The sequence below is a fragment of the Paraburkholderia sp. RL17-337-BIB-A genome, assembly GCF_046025895.1.
Lineage (GTDB): Bacteria > Pseudomonadota > Gammaproteobacteria > Burkholderiales > Burkholderiaceae > Paraburkholderia > Paraburkholderia fungorum_C.
This window is the reverse complement of the sequence record NZ_JARESY010000001.1, coordinates 2,453,698-2,468,387: the sequence shown is the minus strand read 5'-3', so window position 1 is coordinate 2,468,387 and position 14,690 is coordinate 2,453,698. Positions and strand designations below refer to the sequence as shown.

General features: G+C 57.7%; 20 protein-coding genes. 9 read left to right on the top strand and 11 right to left on the bottom strand.

Annotated elements, in window-relative coordinates; translation table 11 throughout:
* Positions 1-327: 327 nt before the first annotated feature.
* Positions 328-561 carry a hypothetical protein gene (locus P0D84_RS11040; RefSeq protein ID WP_408336089.1) on the top strand — a complete coding sequence of 78 codons (234 nt, stop codon included), beginning with the start codon at positions 328-330 and terminating at the stop codon, positions 559-561.
* Between the two features lie 121 nt (positions 562-682).
* Here P0D84_RS11040 and P0D84_RS11035 read toward each other — a convergent pair whose 3' ends face one another.
* From P0D84_RS11035 to P0D84_RS11025, 3 genes are all read right to left on the bottom strand, one after another.
* Entirely contained in the window at positions 683-955 is a 273-nt protein-coding gene (locus P0D84_RS11035) for a DUF1488 family protein (RefSeq protein ID WP_408336086.1), read from the bottom strand.
* A gap of 238 nt (positions 956-1,193) precedes the next feature.
* On the bottom strand, positions 1,194-1,700 hold the full coding sequence (locus tag P0D84_RS11030; protein ID WP_408336083.1) for a hypothetical protein: 507 nt from the start codon (positions 1,698-1,700) through the stop codon (positions 1,194-1,196).
* 422 nt (positions 1,701-2,122) lie between these two features.
* The gene (locus P0D84_RS11025) at positions 2,123-2,701 is read right to left on the bottom strand and encodes a phasin family protein (protein ID WP_408336080.1); all 579 of its coding nucleotides are present in this window, start codon (positions 2,699-2,701) and stop codon (positions 2,123-2,125) included.
* A gap of 471 nt (positions 2,702-3,172) precedes the next feature.
* Here P0D84_RS11025 and P0D84_RS11020 point away from each other — a divergent pair, with 471 nt between their 5' ends.
* Entirely contained in the window at positions 3,173-3,553 is a 381-nt protein-coding gene (locus tag P0D84_RS11020) for a response regulator (protein ID WP_408336077.1), read from the top strand.
* A 288-nt stretch (positions 3,554-3,841) separates the two neighbouring features.
* Here the strand turns inward: P0D84_RS11020 and P0D84_RS11015 are convergent, their stop codons facing one another.
* The 3 genes from P0D84_RS11015 to P0D84_RS11005 form a co-directional block, all read right to left on the bottom strand.
* On the bottom strand, positions 3,842-4,111 hold the full coding sequence (locus P0D84_RS11015) for a hypothetical protein (RefSeq protein ID WP_408336074.1): 270 nt from the start codon (positions 4,109-4,111) through the stop codon (positions 3,842-3,844).
* An 88-nt stretch (positions 4,112-4,199) separates the two neighbouring features.
* The gene (locus P0D84_RS11010; RefSeq protein ID WP_408336071.1) at positions 4,200-4,709 is read right to left on the bottom strand and encodes a hypothetical protein; all 510 of its coding nucleotides are present in this window, start codon (positions 4,707-4,709) and stop codon (positions 4,200-4,202) included.
* Positions 4,710-4,739: 30 nt separating this feature from the next.
* Positions 4,740-4,991: a hypothetical protein gene (locus tag P0D84_RS11005; protein ID WP_408336068.1), complete on the bottom strand. Its 252-nt coding sequence runs from the start codon at positions 4,989-4,991 to the stop codon at positions 4,740-4,742.
* A 243-nt stretch (positions 4,992-5,234) separates the two neighbouring features.
* On the opposite strand from P0D84_RS11005, the gene P0D84_RS11000 reads away from it, so the two are divergent.
* On the top strand, positions 5,235-6,335 hold the full coding sequence (locus P0D84_RS11000; RefSeq protein WP_408339776.1) for an IS5 family transposase: 1,101 nt from the start codon (positions 5,235-5,237) through the stop codon (positions 6,333-6,335).
* A gap of 308 nt (positions 6,336-6,643) precedes the next feature.
* On the opposite strand, the gene P0D84_RS10995 is transcribed toward P0D84_RS11000, so the two are convergent.
* From P0D84_RS10995 to phaP, 4 genes are all read right to left on the bottom strand, one after another.
* Positions 6,644-7,165: a hypothetical protein gene (locus tag P0D84_RS10995; protein ID WP_408336065.1), complete on the bottom strand. Its 522-nt coding sequence runs from the start codon at positions 7,163-7,165 to the stop codon at positions 6,644-6,646.
* Between the two features lie 197 nt (positions 7,166-7,362).
* Positions 7,363-7,641: an RNA chaperone Hfq gene (gene hfq / locus P0D84_RS10990; RefSeq protein WP_408336062.1), complete on the bottom strand. Its 279-nt coding sequence runs from the start codon at positions 7,639-7,641 to the stop codon at positions 7,363-7,365.
* A 129-nt stretch (positions 7,642-7,770) separates the two neighbouring features.
* Positions 7,771-8,106 (bottom strand): hypothetical protein, encoded by a 336-nt coding sequence (locus P0D84_RS10985; protein WP_408336059.1) that lies wholly within the window; start codon positions 8,104-8,106, stop codon positions 7,771-7,773.
* 1,404 nt (positions 8,107-9,510) lie between these two features.
* Complete coding sequence (gene phaP / locus P0D84_RS10980) at positions 9,511-10,080, bottom strand: TIGR01841 family phasin (RefSeq protein WP_408339780.1); 570 nt, start codon at positions 10,078-10,080, stop codon at positions 9,511-9,513.
* Positions 10,081-10,971: 891 nt separating this feature from the next.
* Between phaP and P0D84_RS10975 the strand changes: the two genes are divergently transcribed.
* The 6 genes from P0D84_RS10975 (at position 10,972) to hfq (P0D84_RS10950) (ending at position 13,855) form a co-directional block, all read left to right on the top strand.
* Positions 10,972-11,244 (top strand): helix-turn-helix domain-containing protein, encoded by a 273-nt coding sequence (locus P0D84_RS10975; RefSeq protein WP_408336056.1) that lies wholly within the window; start codon positions 10,972-10,974, stop codon positions 11,242-11,244.
* Between the two features lie 134 nt (positions 11,245-11,378).
* Positions 11,379-11,684, top strand: coding sequence for a hypothetical protein (locus tag P0D84_RS10970; protein WP_408336053.1), 306 nt, complete (start codon positions 11,379-11,381; stop codon positions 11,682-11,684).
* Between the two features lie 233 nt (positions 11,685-11,917).
* Positions 11,918-12,658 (top strand): 3-ketoacyl-ACP reductase, encoded by a 741-nt coding sequence (locus tag P0D84_RS10965; RefSeq protein ID WP_408336051.1) that lies wholly within the window; start codon positions 11,918-11,920, stop codon positions 12,656-12,658.
* 115 nt (positions 12,659-12,773) lie between these two features.
* The gene (locus tag P0D84_RS10960) at positions 12,774-13,073 is read left to right on the top strand and encodes a hypothetical protein (protein WP_408336048.1); all 300 of its coding nucleotides are present in this window, start codon (positions 12,774-12,776) and stop codon (positions 13,071-13,073) included.
* 224 nt (positions 13,074-13,297) lie between these two features.
* A complete protein-coding gene (locus tag P0D84_RS10955) occupies positions 13,298-13,459 on the top strand; it encodes a hypothetical protein (protein ID WP_408336045.1) in 162 nt (53 codons plus the stop codon).
* Between the two features lie 132 nt (positions 13,460-13,591).
* Positions 13,592-13,855, top strand: a complete 264-nt coding sequence (gene hfq, locus P0D84_RS10950) for an RNA chaperone Hfq (protein ID WP_408336042.1) — start codon at positions 13,592-13,594, stop codon at positions 13,853-13,855.
* Positions 13,856-14,133: 278 nt separating this feature from the next.
* Here the strand turns inward: hfq (P0D84_RS10950) and P0D84_RS10945 are convergent, their stop codons facing one another.
* On the bottom strand, positions 14,134-14,646 hold the full coding sequence (locus P0D84_RS10945; RefSeq protein WP_408336039.1) for a hypothetical protein: 513 nt from the start codon (positions 14,644-14,646) through the stop codon (positions 14,134-14,136).
* Between the last annotated feature and the right edge of the window lie 44 nt (positions 14,647-14,690).

Below are 14,690 nucleotides of genomic sequence, written 5' to 3'. Positions count from 1 at the left end.
CGTGCCGGCTGTCGCGGTGCGTATCAGCGAACGACACCGCGGGGGCTGCGAACGAGGCTACGATGAGGACAGCGAGAGTCTTCTTGAAAATGAGTTTCATGTAAATTCAGGTGGAAGTAATAGCGTGTCAGACGAGAAGCGCGATGCAATGCCTCGAACCACTGCAATGCCTAGACATTTTAACGTAATGGCTGGCGAGGCGAGCAGGCGGCCCCCGGTCGTCAGCACGCGGGGAACCTCCCGGCGTGCCATACTCGCACCGAAGCGACTTTCCGTTGTCTGCACAAGACAGTAGTGCGTCAAGGTTTCATGCCGAGAGTAAGAGCGATGACAAAGGAAAAATCCCCATCACATGAGGCGCTGGCACTTGAACGCGTCGTTAGTGCCGCGCGAGAGGTGTACGCAGCCTCAACAGCGCTCGAGGCGCACTTCGGCGAGGAGGGAGGGCGGCATCCGTCTACATTGGAACTCGCGAGATTTGCCGCCGCCATGCAGGAACTGCGAGACGCCCGCGAAGCGTTCGATGTGCTGGTTTCAGGCAACCCGGCGCCGCGTCGTTGAATTGACCGCGCCCGCATGGGATGAGACGGCGGGTCACGCAACCGGGGTGTGCGTTGACAAAGTGCGCTCCACAATGGCGGGTCGACTCTCCCCTCGAGAGCGGAGATAGCACCAGAGGCCGTCAGTGAGAAAAGTCTGCAGCGTGCAGCTTTATCGGCTCGGCCGAGCCTCTCAGTACTACTTTTCGTTCAACAGCCGCGGCAATCCGCTTGTGTCCATCCGTATAAGCCTTCAGAAGGCGAGCGTCGTTTGCGCCGATGGGCGCCCAGAAATACTGTTCGAGCACATCCCGCGTAATCGAACATTGCACCACATGTCCACGGGCGAATACGACGAACTCAACGAGTTTTCCGTCCGTTGACACGTTGGCTTCTACGGTGAGAGTGGTGTCCATGGGGGCATTGGTTCTTTGTTGACATTGGCGGACCGACTGTCCCTGGAGGAAGAGCGTATAAGCTACGCTGGCATCAGCATAAATCAAACAACGCCCCCTAAAATTGCCGGGCGAATGGACCGGTAAAAAGTGATGACAAGCGCATCCGGTGCGACCTCAAAAGGCGCGGATGTTGGACGCCGGTCACCTATGTGAATCGTGCAGTGTCGGCTCCCCGTCTTCGACATCTGCCATCTCTTCACAGCGTGCCAGTCCGGCCGCCCGTTCGACCCTCGTCACACCACTGGGTGTCCTTGTCTAGCTTACCCAGTCCGCCGGCTCTCGCAAGTTTCTTCACATGCGCAGACGAGACGCTCCGAAGCTTCGCAGCTGGCTTTGCCGACAGACAGTCTGTGCTTTCGTCAGTTGCGTGGGTTTGTCTGGTGGATGTCATGTGCACAGGTACCTCTCTCGCCCGCAATACTGCGACGAGCGATGCCCGACGTTCGGACGCCGACTTTCCGCCTGCGAGCAATTCCTGTTCAAAAGCCCGTTGGAGCAACTCGGGGACCGCGTCGCTTAGCGCCTGTGACAGATGGTCGAGCGTCTGTTTTCTTCCATCGTCGAGAACGGTTGCTAACAGCGCCGCGAGTTCTTCCGTCAGTGCGGTGGCGATGGGCGCAAGCTCTGGTTTGAGGTCGTCACGCAGAGGCGTGTTTCCCGACAGGTTGATGCTCTTCAATGCAGACTTGCGTTTTGCGACCATTGTGGCCCCCCGAGGTCTGTCGATAGCATGCACCCGGGTCGTGACTATGCCCGGAGCCGTTGAATCTCAACAACTTGCACAACCGGGGTCAGCAGTACCCGGCTAACCGAGATGCGATGGCCCAAGCGGGAAGCCCCCGAGTTTCAGACCATTAAGACTACTGATAGTCATGTGAAGATATTCGGAAAAGCGCGGGCGGCGAATCGAGACACCGTCCGACAGGCGTGCCCGCTACATTTGTATCGGGCGGGTTCCCTGCGTGCTTTCCGGCGACCGTTACGTTTTCTGTCCGACGCGCATAGGCGACTAGCTCCACGACGGCATCCGAGGTGCACTTGCCCTACCGAGCCCCACAAAGCCACTCCAAAAAAAGAAGGACTCGCTTGAAACATTTGGCGGCGTTGGCCGACGTCGAAACATTACTACTTCTGAACGGCTTCGACTGGTACAACGGCCTGTCGCGTCCGCTTGGCCAAGGCCGGCGACGCAGCGCTAACATTGCTGTCGACAATCTCCACCGCTTGCTTTGTAGCTTTCCTGGCAGCTTCATACGTGGCGCTGGCCGTCTCGCTGGCGGTCTTGATGAATGCCTTCCATGCTGCCACGGCGGCTTCGCTTCCTGCCGGTGCTTTCTTCGCGAGCTTGTCAACGAACTGGTGCGTCCCGCGATGGTGCTGCTGGAGTTGCGCTTCAGCCGCCGCCGCGAATCCGCTTTGTGTGCTGGAGATGATTTCGTAAACGTGGCGCCAGTACGACTGTGCCTTTTCTACGGGGGGTTGAGCGTGGCTTGCCTGCAACCCGAACAACTCGTGCAGGTCTTTGACCGAAAACGTTTTGGCCAGGATTTCCTGATGTTCGGCGAGGGTCGATTTGACCGCCTGCAAATTCAACTCGACCAGCTTTTCGGTGTCTTCGAAAGCCTTGGTGAAGACGCTAAATACCGCTTCGAAACCGGCCTTCTGCGCAGCAGTCAATTGCTGTTCGGGGTCGACACTGCCCATCACTAACTCCATAGGGGGCGAAGTGGTGAACGTCCGGGAGACCGGTGAACGGAATCACGAACGACGGAATCGTTGTTGCGATGCAGCGAAGTCTCATTCTAGGGTTGAGCGCGCGAATGTCAATTGTTTGTCGCGCTGCGGCGACGCGCGCCTTTTGCGAGCGGCATCAACTGCCTTACTGGTGTTGACTCGCAAACGTTGTGCTAGGGGAAACCCTGCTAACGGGTAGAGCCACGCGCGGAGCTAACTTGCGCCGCAATGCTTTTCCGGGCATTCCGAGAAGGGTGTACAGAATAGTGCGGGCGGCCGCACGAATCGGGTTGTATTTAAATGCTCGCAAAACAAGTAGGTTGCTATACTTAAGTATTAATCTGTAGAACATACGGATAAGCCAAGCCATTTAATAATATCGTATTACATAAGTAGGATTTTCTTGGCAAAACCATCACTTTTCGTAATAAGGAATAGCGAATGGACGTGCTCGTCGTGGACGACAATGAGGTTGTCGCGGACAGTTTGGCTTTTCTCCTGGAGTGCTATGGTCACCGCGCCGTCGTGGCGCACGATGGGGAGACTGCGCTCCAGTTGCTTCGCTGCGGCGCTTTTGAACTTGTTTTTCTTGACGAGCATCTGCCCGGTATCAATGGCAGTGCTGTGGCACGGGCGCTCATGGACAGGCCGGTGTCTCCCCGGCCTTTCGTTGTCTCCATGACCGGAGACAACGAAAGCCACGAAGATTTTGCCCAACTCTTCGATGTCCTTCTGCATAAGCCCTTCTCCCTCGAAGCACTCATGCAAGTCATCGAAGATGCTCGCTGCAGCAGCGATGCGAGCACTCTCCTGGCCGCCTAGGCTCACAGCACATCGCTGTCTGCTGCAGCTATGGGGTAGTGTGGCCTGACATATCAGGTGCATTTCGCGTGCGATTTTTCAGCCTCCTCAATAACGTGGTTATCCTTGCCAGGACCTTGGCTTGTGGACGCCAACACTACATCGACTCGCATGCCGACATCGGACTGACCAGTCTGCCAATTGGAAAGAGGTTCCAGCAGCAACGATTCACGACCCGCTCTGGTGGTCAGCCGGATTTCGGCATGCGGGTCAAGCCGGCATCGGCGACATCAGCGTTACCACCACAATTCATCCAGCGCCAAGCGCGCGCAACACGGCACGTCCATCGGCAGTAAGTGCGAACATAGAGGTGGCTCCATCTTGTTCCGACTCGACACCCTGGACCAGTCCGACTTCGCGAAGTGCCATTACGTCAGGCGTCGCGGCCATGAGCTCAGCCGGCGCCTGAAGTAATAGCAGAAGCGTGGCAATTTCATGTGCACTCAGCATCCGACGTAGTCTGAGCCCAAGAGGTACCGGCGCTGCAATAGGGCGCCTTGGTTTTACTGCCGTAGACATAACCAACTACCAGATTCCAGTTATTGTTGTACTTCACGACCATGCTGGCGCCGGACCTTGCAGCGGTAGAAGTGCATAGTCAAGGCGCTCACACCGCTGCCATGGAGAATACGGCGCCTTGCTCCTCTCGCATCAGCGTGCTTGCTCCGCGCGCCTCAGCTTTCGCAATATCACCGAGTGACGCAGCAGATAGCTGATTATCGAAGATGCCAAGCGCATTGCAGAGCTGTGTATACGCAATATCGTTCATCAGCCACGCCCCGGTACTCTTTCCCACCGTTTCGATTTGTGCCGTAGCAGCGCACGCGGCCTCGATGTGAGGCAAGCCGTGAGCGTGGTTCCGGAGGTGACAAAGCTCCTCGGCGATAAGCAGTTGTCGACTGAGGTTCTCCAACAGCTCATGTGAACCATATCCTCGACGAAACCCGTCCAGGCTGGCATACGCCTGTAGGAGCATCGCCTGAGTCACGGGCTCGTGCGCGGCACGGCTAAATGTCAATGCACGTAGCAAAGGGGACATTGCCAGAGTTGCATTCTTATGGATGCGCGATTGACTGGCCATAACGATTTCAATCTCCGCTTTGAAGGTGTTGTTCAACCATGCTGAAAGCCGACGACTAAGCCAGCCTTAGACGCCAGAATGAGCAGATGCTCGCTGTGCCGCCTCACGCTGCGCCGCCTGCTCCTGTGCGTGCTGTTTCGCGAGATGGTGACCGACAATACATCCGCCTACCGCGCCGACCACCGCGTGATGCCCGGCGTAATGACCGGCGACACCACCGACGACAGCGCCCTTAAGGCAGCCGGCGGCGTTTGCCGTTCCGACGCTTGCAAGAAGGAGTGCTGCTGCGACCAGCCTGAATTTGCTTCCAGTTTTCATGTTGTTTGTACGCGTGTGTTGGGGGCCAACCCGAGTTGGAGGCGGGTTGCTTGATTTCAACCGTCCGTTTCGCCGCTCTGAAGTAGTACGGTTGTTGCTTCCGATGCAGCGGAGGGAAGTGTAAGAGTGCGGCTCGGTCGAAAGTGAAACGTAGCAGGCCGGTGAAATACCTCATGTAGCGGTCATCCGGGACGCAGGCGTAAACGTTGAACTGATGTCATCAATGAGAGCGAGATGGAACGGATGCGTGGGCCAGATGGTTTTACCGAGTCAATGTTCACGGTGTTGAAGCTGGACGATTTTGTACCGAAGGACCATCCGTTGCGTCCGATTCGCACCTGGCTCAATGACGCGCTTAAACGCATGGACGATGTGTTCGCGCGGATGTACGAGGCTGATGCGAAAGGAGGTCGGCCGAGCATCGCGCCGGAGAAGCTGGTGCGAGCTCTTTTGCTGCAGGTGCTGTATTCGATTCGTAGCGAGCGCATGCTGGTGGAACAGATTTCCTACAACATGTTGTTCCGCTGGTTCGTCGGCCTGCCGATGGACGGGACCGTGTGGGACCACTCGACGTTCAGCAAGAACCGCGACCGGTTGCTCGAACACGATGTGCTGGTGTTGCTCTTCAACGAGACAGTCGAGACCGCGCGCGAGCGCGGATATCTTTCCGGGGAGCACTTTAGCGTCGACGGTACGTTGATTCAGGCATGGGCCGGGCACAAGAGCTTTGTGCCCAAGGCAAGTCCGGACAAAGACGACACGCCTCCTGACGAACCGCCCGCGCCGAATGACAACTGGCACGGACAGAAGCGCAGTAACGAGACGCACCAATCCACGACGGACGAGCAGGCGCGCCTGTTTCGCAAGAGCAAAGGAACCGGAGCGATGCTCTGTTATATGGGCCACGTGCTGACCGACAACCGGCATGGCCTGGTGGTCAACGCACAGGTGACGCTGGCGACGGGCACCGCCGAGCGCGACGCGGCCGAGCTGATGCTTGCCGATGCCGCAAGTGTTGCGCCGCACGGCATCACGGTCGGCGCGGACAAGAACTACGACACCGCCGGTTTCGTGGCCAGTTGTCGAGCGAACCGTGTGACGCCGCATGTGGCGCAAAACGATGGGCGTCCAGGAGGTTCAGCAATTGACGAGCGAACTACGCGCTGGCCGGGTTACGCGGTCAGCCAGCAAAAACGTAAACGCATTGAGCAGGTGTTCGGATGGGGCAAGACAGTCGGACGAATTCGACAAGCGATGTATCGGGGACTCGAACGCGTAGACCAGCTCTTCGTGCTGACGCAGGTCGGCTACAACCTGACGCGTATGCGCACACTTGCCGGTTGAGGGGCAGGAAGCGATGGATAACACCGATATGGTGAACCCGCGAGTAACGCCGAATGCCCGCAAACGTGTTCCGCGTTTCAAAAGTGCAAACCCAGCATCCGTCGTAATGCATCTGAGCGCATCAACGACGGATATTTCAACGGCCTGGTAGGGGGCGCGATTGGTAACGGCCGATTACCGGCCGACGAAGACTGACATAAAGAGTTACAACGGGACACCCGGAGAATTCGTTGACAGTGCAGTCGCCAGGGCCCAGTTCAGGCGCTCGTTGCTCTTGAATCCGCGGCGGACGCAAGAGCAGCAGTGCCTCAGGACGTCGAGCCTGGCTGGGGCCAAGGCCAACCCTTCTTCTCGTCGGGCGCATCCCACTCAGCGGCCGGCGCGGCGTCGACCGACGCTTCGACCGGACTCGCTTCTTCAGCGGCAACGTGCGCCGGTTCGTCCGAGACGCTCCTTTTCATCTCGGGAAGCCCGGTCCCAAACCATCCCACCTTCTTCTGCATATGGGCGACATACGTCTTCCAGCCGTCAGGGTTGCCATCAAAGAGGTCGTGCTGAACGGTTGACGCAAGCGCATTGCGGTTGAGCTCCAAATCGAGCAGTTCCTTTGGCCACAGGAAGAAGGCGCTCGCGGCGCGTGCGCCGAACTCGGCCACCGTCATCTTCGGGGAAAGCGCCCGGAGGAACTCGAAGTCCTGCAACGAATCCTGTTCCGTCGCAAGCTGCCCCACCGGCGCGTCCGGCCCACCGGTCTTGGCTAAACAGCTCAAAGCTTCGAGCATGTCTCCGAGGTGAAGCAGCAGTTCACGTCTATCAAATCGGTCGTCCATTGTAGTATCTCCGCTCATCGCGTCCCTGTTGGATGATACTAGCGGGTCTCCCGTCAATATGAGCTTTGGCGTACGCGGAGGTGAATTTGAGAACGGCCTTCATGCCGTGCATGCCGCCAACAGAGACGGAACCTTGGCTACACTACACAGGAATCCTTCCTGACCGAAACGGGCGCAGGCGAACTTTCCTTGGGCTATTAGCAAATCCGACGCCGATTCAATCGGCGCTCTCTGGTTGCAGGCATGTCCGAAGGGGAGCGTGCGGGCGGCTTCCACCCGCCCGGAAGTACGGTGGCAATTGCGTGCTTCATGATGGATTGCGAGCCACCGGGCGACGTCAGTTCGACGGTGTAGCGGTCGAATGATTCGATTTTTCCGGTCAGACGGGTGCCGCTCTTGAGAAAGATGTTTACGGCTGTCTTGTCTCGGGACAACATCTTGAGAAACCCGTCTTGTACGGAGGATGGAAGGACCATGTGGAACTCCAGCGTTGTGGATGTTAACAGTCGATGGTAATGCGGCTGCGGCATTCCATCCGGACGAGTACGGGGAAATGCTGAGGTCTAACGGCTGCCCCCTCATAAAGCTGACCCGTGAGATTGCCGTCAGGGGGAGGTCAGGTCTCTTTTCTCGACCAGGGTATCGAAGGCTTCCCGCGCATTCTTCAGTTCCTGCATGGCCGCCGCAAATCTGGCCAGTTGGAGCGTCGACGGCAGCTCATTTGGGTCTTCTGCGTAGTGCGCTTCCAGCCGTAGTGACGCGGCTTGTACTTCGCGCGCGGCGCTCACCACGCGCTCAAGGGCGCATGCCTCGGCCGACGCCTTTTTTCCTTTCATCGTCCTTGTGTCCTGGGACCGGGAACAACCACCGTCCGAGCGCGTCGGTCGGCGTTGTACCAGGCATATCCCGGCAAGCCCGAACCGGTATGTTTTGTCGGTCATTGTGTGCTCTCAGGTGCCGTCCAGAGCGAGGCTTTCGCCAGGTGCTCCCGTGCGGTCATGTGCCCTTTCTGGCTGAACAGTTTGTCAGTGCAAAAAGCAGCGTAAGGCGACTCCACGGCTTCGGGAGTTTATATTGGAGAATTCGCGTCTTGAACAGTTACGCCCGAAGATATGTGCGCAGGCCCACATTCCACTGGCTGCGTTCGACAAGGGAAGGAAGTGTCAGGCTATCGGGCCGCGGTAGGTGCCGCTGCGGTCCCTTCTAGCTATACGGTGCTCGTCCGGGGGGCGGCGATGACTCTAGTTGCATCTGCAACCAGCTCGCGACTTCGATGTCGCGGTGTCGTGGAAACTCCGCAGTGGCTCCGGAGGAGGCGACCTCCACCAAACATATGCGAGCCCCGGTAGCGGTTGGCTGAACGCATCGAGAGCTCCGAACTGGAGACGGGCATTTCAGGCAGGCAGGGAGGAGTCGATGCTTTCCAACAGTCTCTGCAGCCGTTGCTGTTGGTTTGAGAAAAGTCCCGGCGTCGCAAGTGCCTGAAGAACTCGCCCACGCCAGTACGTTCTGGAGAACAGAGAATCCGCTCCTTCCGCCCCCAGTACCTGCTCGAGATGGGCAATCGCGGGGTCGATATTACGGAACGTGTAGGGGCTTATGCCCGTCGAATTTCTGTTAGTGGCAGTCATTGCATGCGCTCTGATTAACCTGCTTTTCCTGCCCGGCGTGCGTACGGGGCGAACGACGGCATCTAACTTGGATGCTATAAAAAGTATAACAATATACTTCGCGTTTTGTCTTCAATCAATACAACGGAGAGGTTGCGGCGTTGACCCAATCACACCGCGCTGGCGCCGGCACATATTGTTAGCGGCCGGTCCAGGGCGGGAACACCTGCCATGTGCCGTCATCGCACCGGAAGAAAAAAAGCCCAATCGAACCTTCCGGGCGCTGTGCATCAACGCGTACGTAACGCTTGCGGCTAGAGCCTGTGCGAGTGAAACGGGTAACCCGAATCGGCGTCGCCGCAGTTGGCGTCAGCCATTTTTCAACCAGCGAACGCAGGGACCTTCCAGCCGTGTTCATCCGCTCCTCCTTCAGTCTCGTTGCCGTCGGCTCGGCGTTGCCCTGGGGCACTCGCCTCGTTGCACCTCCAGCCGCGAGGAATGTGGTCGCTTCGCGTGATTGATACCGGACGAAATCAAACGCAGGTAGGGCAGGAGACCTGCGCAACGCCGCATGAAAATTTCTGGCTCAGAAGACGGGTTTCGTGACGGCGTACGAGGCGCACTGGTCGCCTCCAAGCGTTCCGGGCGCCACTGACGGCCACCCGCAACCAACGCGAGCGGGGGCTCGCCTGGAAGATTTGACAGTGATGAGCTACGACAAGACGCTATTACTTCTCATTGGCATCGACCGGTGCTGCAAAGCTGTCGAGTCCGCTTGGCCGAAGCCGATGCCACCGTGCTGATGTTGCTCTCCGCAGTCTCCACCACCTGCTTTGCGGCCTTCTTCGCAGCTTCATACGTCGTGTTCGTTGTCTCGTTTGCCGTGGTGATGAACGTTTTCCATGCTGCCACAGCGTTTTCGCTTCCTGCCGGCGCTTTCTTCGCGAGGCTGTCGACAAAAGCCAGTGCACCTTGCTGGTACTGCTTGAGTTGGGCTTCGGCGACCGCCGCGAACTCGGCTTGAGTGCTGGAGATGATTTCGTAGACGTGGCGCCAGTACGACTGTGCCTTTTCTATGGCGGGTTGAGCGTGGCTTGCCTGTTGTGCGAACAACGCGTGCGGCTCTCCGGCTGAAAACGTCTTGACCAGGATTTCCTGATTTTCAGCGAGGCTTGATTTGACCGCTTGCACATTCAGCTCGGCCAGCTTTTCGACGCCGTCAAAGGCTTTGGTCAGGAAACCAAATGTTGTGTCAGCGCCGGCTTTCTGCGCAGCGACGATTTGTTCCGGGGGGAGACTGCTCATCACTAAACTCCATAGAGGTGAAGCGACTAATTTCGAACAGTCAAATGAATCAAATCGCGAGATATTAGTCACGAAGTAGGAGCGGCTGGTGCGGTGCAGCAATGTCCCATTCTATGGGCGAGTGAGCGGATGTCAATCGTTTGTTCAGCCGTGGCGGCGAACGGTGCGTGAGCGCATCGGCAAATGCCTTGTTGATGTTGAGGCGCAAACGTTATCTAGGTGAAAACCCGGGTTGGGGAGGGGTCCCGCTGAAAATCCGGAAACGACCTTTACTCAGATGAATGCAACGCGGCCAAGGGATAGACGGCCATCTTCGGGATGCGTTTCGGAGTGCTCTGGAACATGCGAAAAGTTGTCGCTTCTGGTTTGCTTCTCTGTCTGGCTGCGGTGACAGTGCCGCCAACGGTTCACCTGACTGCAGGTGAACGCGTTGCAAAAATATTTTCGTTTCGGTGGTTTAGGCCGCGGCGAAGATTCTGGTAGCGCATCGAGGTCGACCCAAAGACGCGTATTCGATGCGCGAGCCGTCATCGACGAACCTTGTCAGCGACGCCCCTTCTGACGAATCTGGAAAAGCACGGTCGTTCATGCTTCGCATTACAAATTAATTAAAATCATCTGTTCGGTTCTGCACATTTCTCGACCGCAAAAACGCGCAGAACGGCCTTAATGTAGCGCAATGATTTTCTCAGACGAATTTGTCACTTGACGTCGATGCGCATGCAGAGAGATAGTTGTGAGCACAACCGTTGCGCAAGTTCGGGGTCACGGTGACGAAGGGGCAACACCGAGTCACAAGGCTGTCATGACGAACACGTAACTTCATTCGACGCCGCGAATGCGTCGGCGCTGAAACGCATCAAAAATAAAAGCTGAGAGACGTTAAGCAAGATGATTCGACGTACCACGAATATCGGTCACCTCGAGCGTAGCATCGAGAACGACCGCCTCAGGCGGGCCTTGGCTGCCCGCCTCGACCGGGCATTCAAACGGGCCGGCATCAGCTCGGCGCGCGCAGCGAGATGGCTGGGTGTGAGTGAATACGAGGTGCAATATTGGCGACGCGGAATCATCGTGCCGCCGTTGAACGCCTGTATGCGTCTGGCCGCCGTCCTCAATCTCGACGTTGACTGGCTTTGTACGGGGCACGCTCAGGTCGCCTAATCCGCATTTCGTGGAGATGGCGGAGTATGGAGTAGGCGTGCCCTGCGTCCGTATTCATCCTTGTGATGTCAACTCAGTCGGACTGGCGCGCGGCGACGCGCCAGCCGGCATTTATAAGTCGACGCGGCAGGCGCTTGCCGGAAAACCGGGGTATCGATGTGATGGCGGCTAAACGTAAACGGTCGACTGATGACGTCCGGCGCTTCAATGGCTGCGAGATGGAGTTGGCGCGAGGTGCTTCGCACATCGCGAGCATGTTGTACGAGCAAAGTATTCACGCGGCGGTCAGGGAAACAGTTCTTCAGTTCGAGGCATGTCACGGACGCGATGACCTGAAGGGGTTTGCGGAAGCACTTCTCAGGAAACTGGAGCAGCGCGGCAAGCCGGAGGCAGTCAAGGTGCTTCACGACTTTATCGAGCATGGTCGCCTGCCAGAGTAGACACCCGGCGCGGTGCCCAAACCTGTGTCTACCCGGAAGCCCATCGCCCCAGGCGATTCATCCAGGCACGGATGAGTCGGGCGGATGCAATGACCGAAGCTGCTTGAACGCCACCGGTCAGGTCGACCATAGAGGCGACTGGCACGCTCACCCGGGCGCACTAGCAATGCGTAGTCACTCTACCTAGCAAGAGTATTTTGTTCCTTAACCCTAACAGAAACTGAGAATAGAACATGGCAAAGCGAATTGCGTACGTGACCGGCGGCATGGGTGGAATTGGAACAGCGATATGTCAGCGTCTGTATAAGGATGGGCTAACGGTGGTGGCAGGATGCGGACCGAATTCGCCACGACGGGAACGGTGGCTGGCCGAGCAGGCCGAGCTTGGATTCTCCTTTATCGCCTCGGAGGGCAATGTCGGTGACTGGGAATCGACCGAAGCCGCTTTTGCGAAGATAAAGAAGGAAGTCGGTGAGATTGACGTGCTGGTGAACAATGCCGGCATTACGCGGGACGGCGTGTTTCGGAAAATGTCGCGGGAGAACTGGAACGATGTCATCGACACGAACCTGACAAGCCTCTTCAATGTGACCAAGCAGGTTATCGAGGAAATGGTCAGCAAGGGATGGGGCCGGATAATCAACATCTCGTCGGTGAACGGACAGAAGGGGCAGTTCGGCCAGACCAATTATTCGACTGCCAAGGCAGGCATTCACGGCTTCACGATGTCGCTTGCCCAGGAAGTTGCGACCAAGGGCATCACGGTGAATACCGTTTCACCCGGGTACATAGGGACGGATATGGTTCGTGCGGTGCGCCCCGAAGTATTGGATGCAATTGTCCAGAGCATTCCTGTACGTCGGCTCGGCGAGGCGTCGGAGATTGCTTCGATTGTTTCGTGGCTTGCCAGTGACGAAGCCGCGTTCGCGACCGGGGCTGACTTCTCGCTGAACGGTGGCTTGCACATGGGTTAAGAATCGACCCGGAGCTCGAAGGGCGCGGCCCGAAAGCTCGTGGCTCTAGCGCCCACGACAAGGCGTTAGAGCGTTTGGGTGACGGGCGAGCGCGACCTCATTTAACGAAAGCGCAATGGAGGGCGGTCTCGACATGCATCGGACATACGGTTACAAGGATTTCACCATAGCGGTGGAGGCGGAGTCTGTCGGCGGAATTCCCAGAGGAAAAGTTCTTTCGGTGCCGGTTGGATACGTCGCCGTCGTCCATATCTCCTTGGGCGCAAGTCCTGCAACAATTCAGCCATTGCGCTTCGGCCGGGACAATGGCTGTCCGTTCGCTACCGAAGCCGAAACTTTAATGCGCGGCTACGGCGCGGCTCAGCGCATCATCGACGACATCATAGTCACGCGCACGCCATGGTCAACGCGCTGACAGCGCGTTCCCTTTGCCTCGATTTGTGTAACACAGTTGTGCTCGTCTGGTGAACTGTCGAGCCTATCGAGAGCACAAGCGGCCAGTGTCTTTTTGCCTTCGGCATAGGCAAGAATACTGGTGTCGGCGATTGCCGTGGACGAGGGCACACATAATATATGTCGCAGATTTTTCTATCGCGCGATAGTGCTGTACAGCTGCTCATGTATGGAAAGCGCAAACCCGTGAACGAAACCATCCAGTGGGAATCGCTGGATTCAGGCGCATGCCAGGCCGCCGCTGTCGGAGACATCGGGCAACTTGTGCTCGACGTCAAAGCCGGTCGTTTACACGTGTTCGACCTATCTGAGCCTGATGGCACCATCCTGCGGGTCTACGTTTCTTGAGCGCCGGGTTAGGGCGCCGGCAGCATAGCCGACTGATGCCACCCATAGCCCCGGGCTCTCGTGATTGCCCGGCGACGGCCTCGGGTGTCTAGCGGTGCGATGCAGGACGGCCAACAACATTGAGGAAACAGCATGCCGAATCAAGCGTCAACGGAGGACCCATTCCTGAAGGCATTAATCGAGGACAAGACGCTCGTGAGCGTCTACATGATTAACGGAATCCGGCTCAGCGTTCGCGTCGCGAGTTTCGACAGACACATTGTCCTGCTGGAGTCCCTGACGGGTCGCCAGATGGTATTCAAGCATGCAATCTCAACGGTGATGCCGGGCGCAGCGGACCGGCCGCCACGGCCGCCCTATGCTGCAGGCAATCGGGCGAGAACCTCGCACACATAATACAAAGGTGTCCCGCGCGCGCACCTTACGTTGAACGCGTTGATGGCCACAGTTTTCGCCAGGGGGAGCAACGGCTCGCTGCGTGACGACATCATCTTCCTCAAGGGGGAGCCCGACAGGCTGAATGGCTCGCCGGGCGCATCCGTTTGGACCGTCAGCGGCTCCAATGGATGAATGCCACGGCGAGGCTTATGCGCAAGCAACGAGTACGGCTCTAGCGACTCCTGGGCCGTCTCGGGAACATTTCCGAGGCGGTATTCCTTTGAAGGCCACGGGCCTCACGCTATGGCCTGCTGCGCCTGAGCTATCGCCTTTCGGTGGTTTTTCTTCCACTCTTCGATAACGAGCCCTGCACGCTGCAGGTCGGCCCGCGAGACGATATGCAATTGCGCGAAATACACGGAGAGCGCGCTTTGCAGCGCGGCATAGGTATCGTCGTCGAGTTGCCATTGCCCGGATTTCGTCCCGTTGGCATAGAACTCCGCAAGCCGCGTTTGGGCGCGAACAACGATTTCCTGGGCGTAGGCCAAGTGTCCCGCACAACAAAGAGCTTCGCTCAGGAAGACGTACTGCAAGACGAGGAGCGCGGAGTCTTCGCACACGCTATACCGGACCATCCAGTCGAGCGCGACGTAAGGTTTAAGCGACAGGTTGAGTATCTGGCTGGGGGACAGCGGCAGTCGCGAGCGTATCACGGTGTAAAGCGGAGGTATCTTGCCTGCAGGTATGGTTTGCGTCGGTGGAAGACGACTGCTCATGGCGACGGGGCGAAGTTGCAAATTGGAAATCAATCCTAGCACAGGGCTTGAGCGAATGAGGCGAGGAAAAGTCTTCC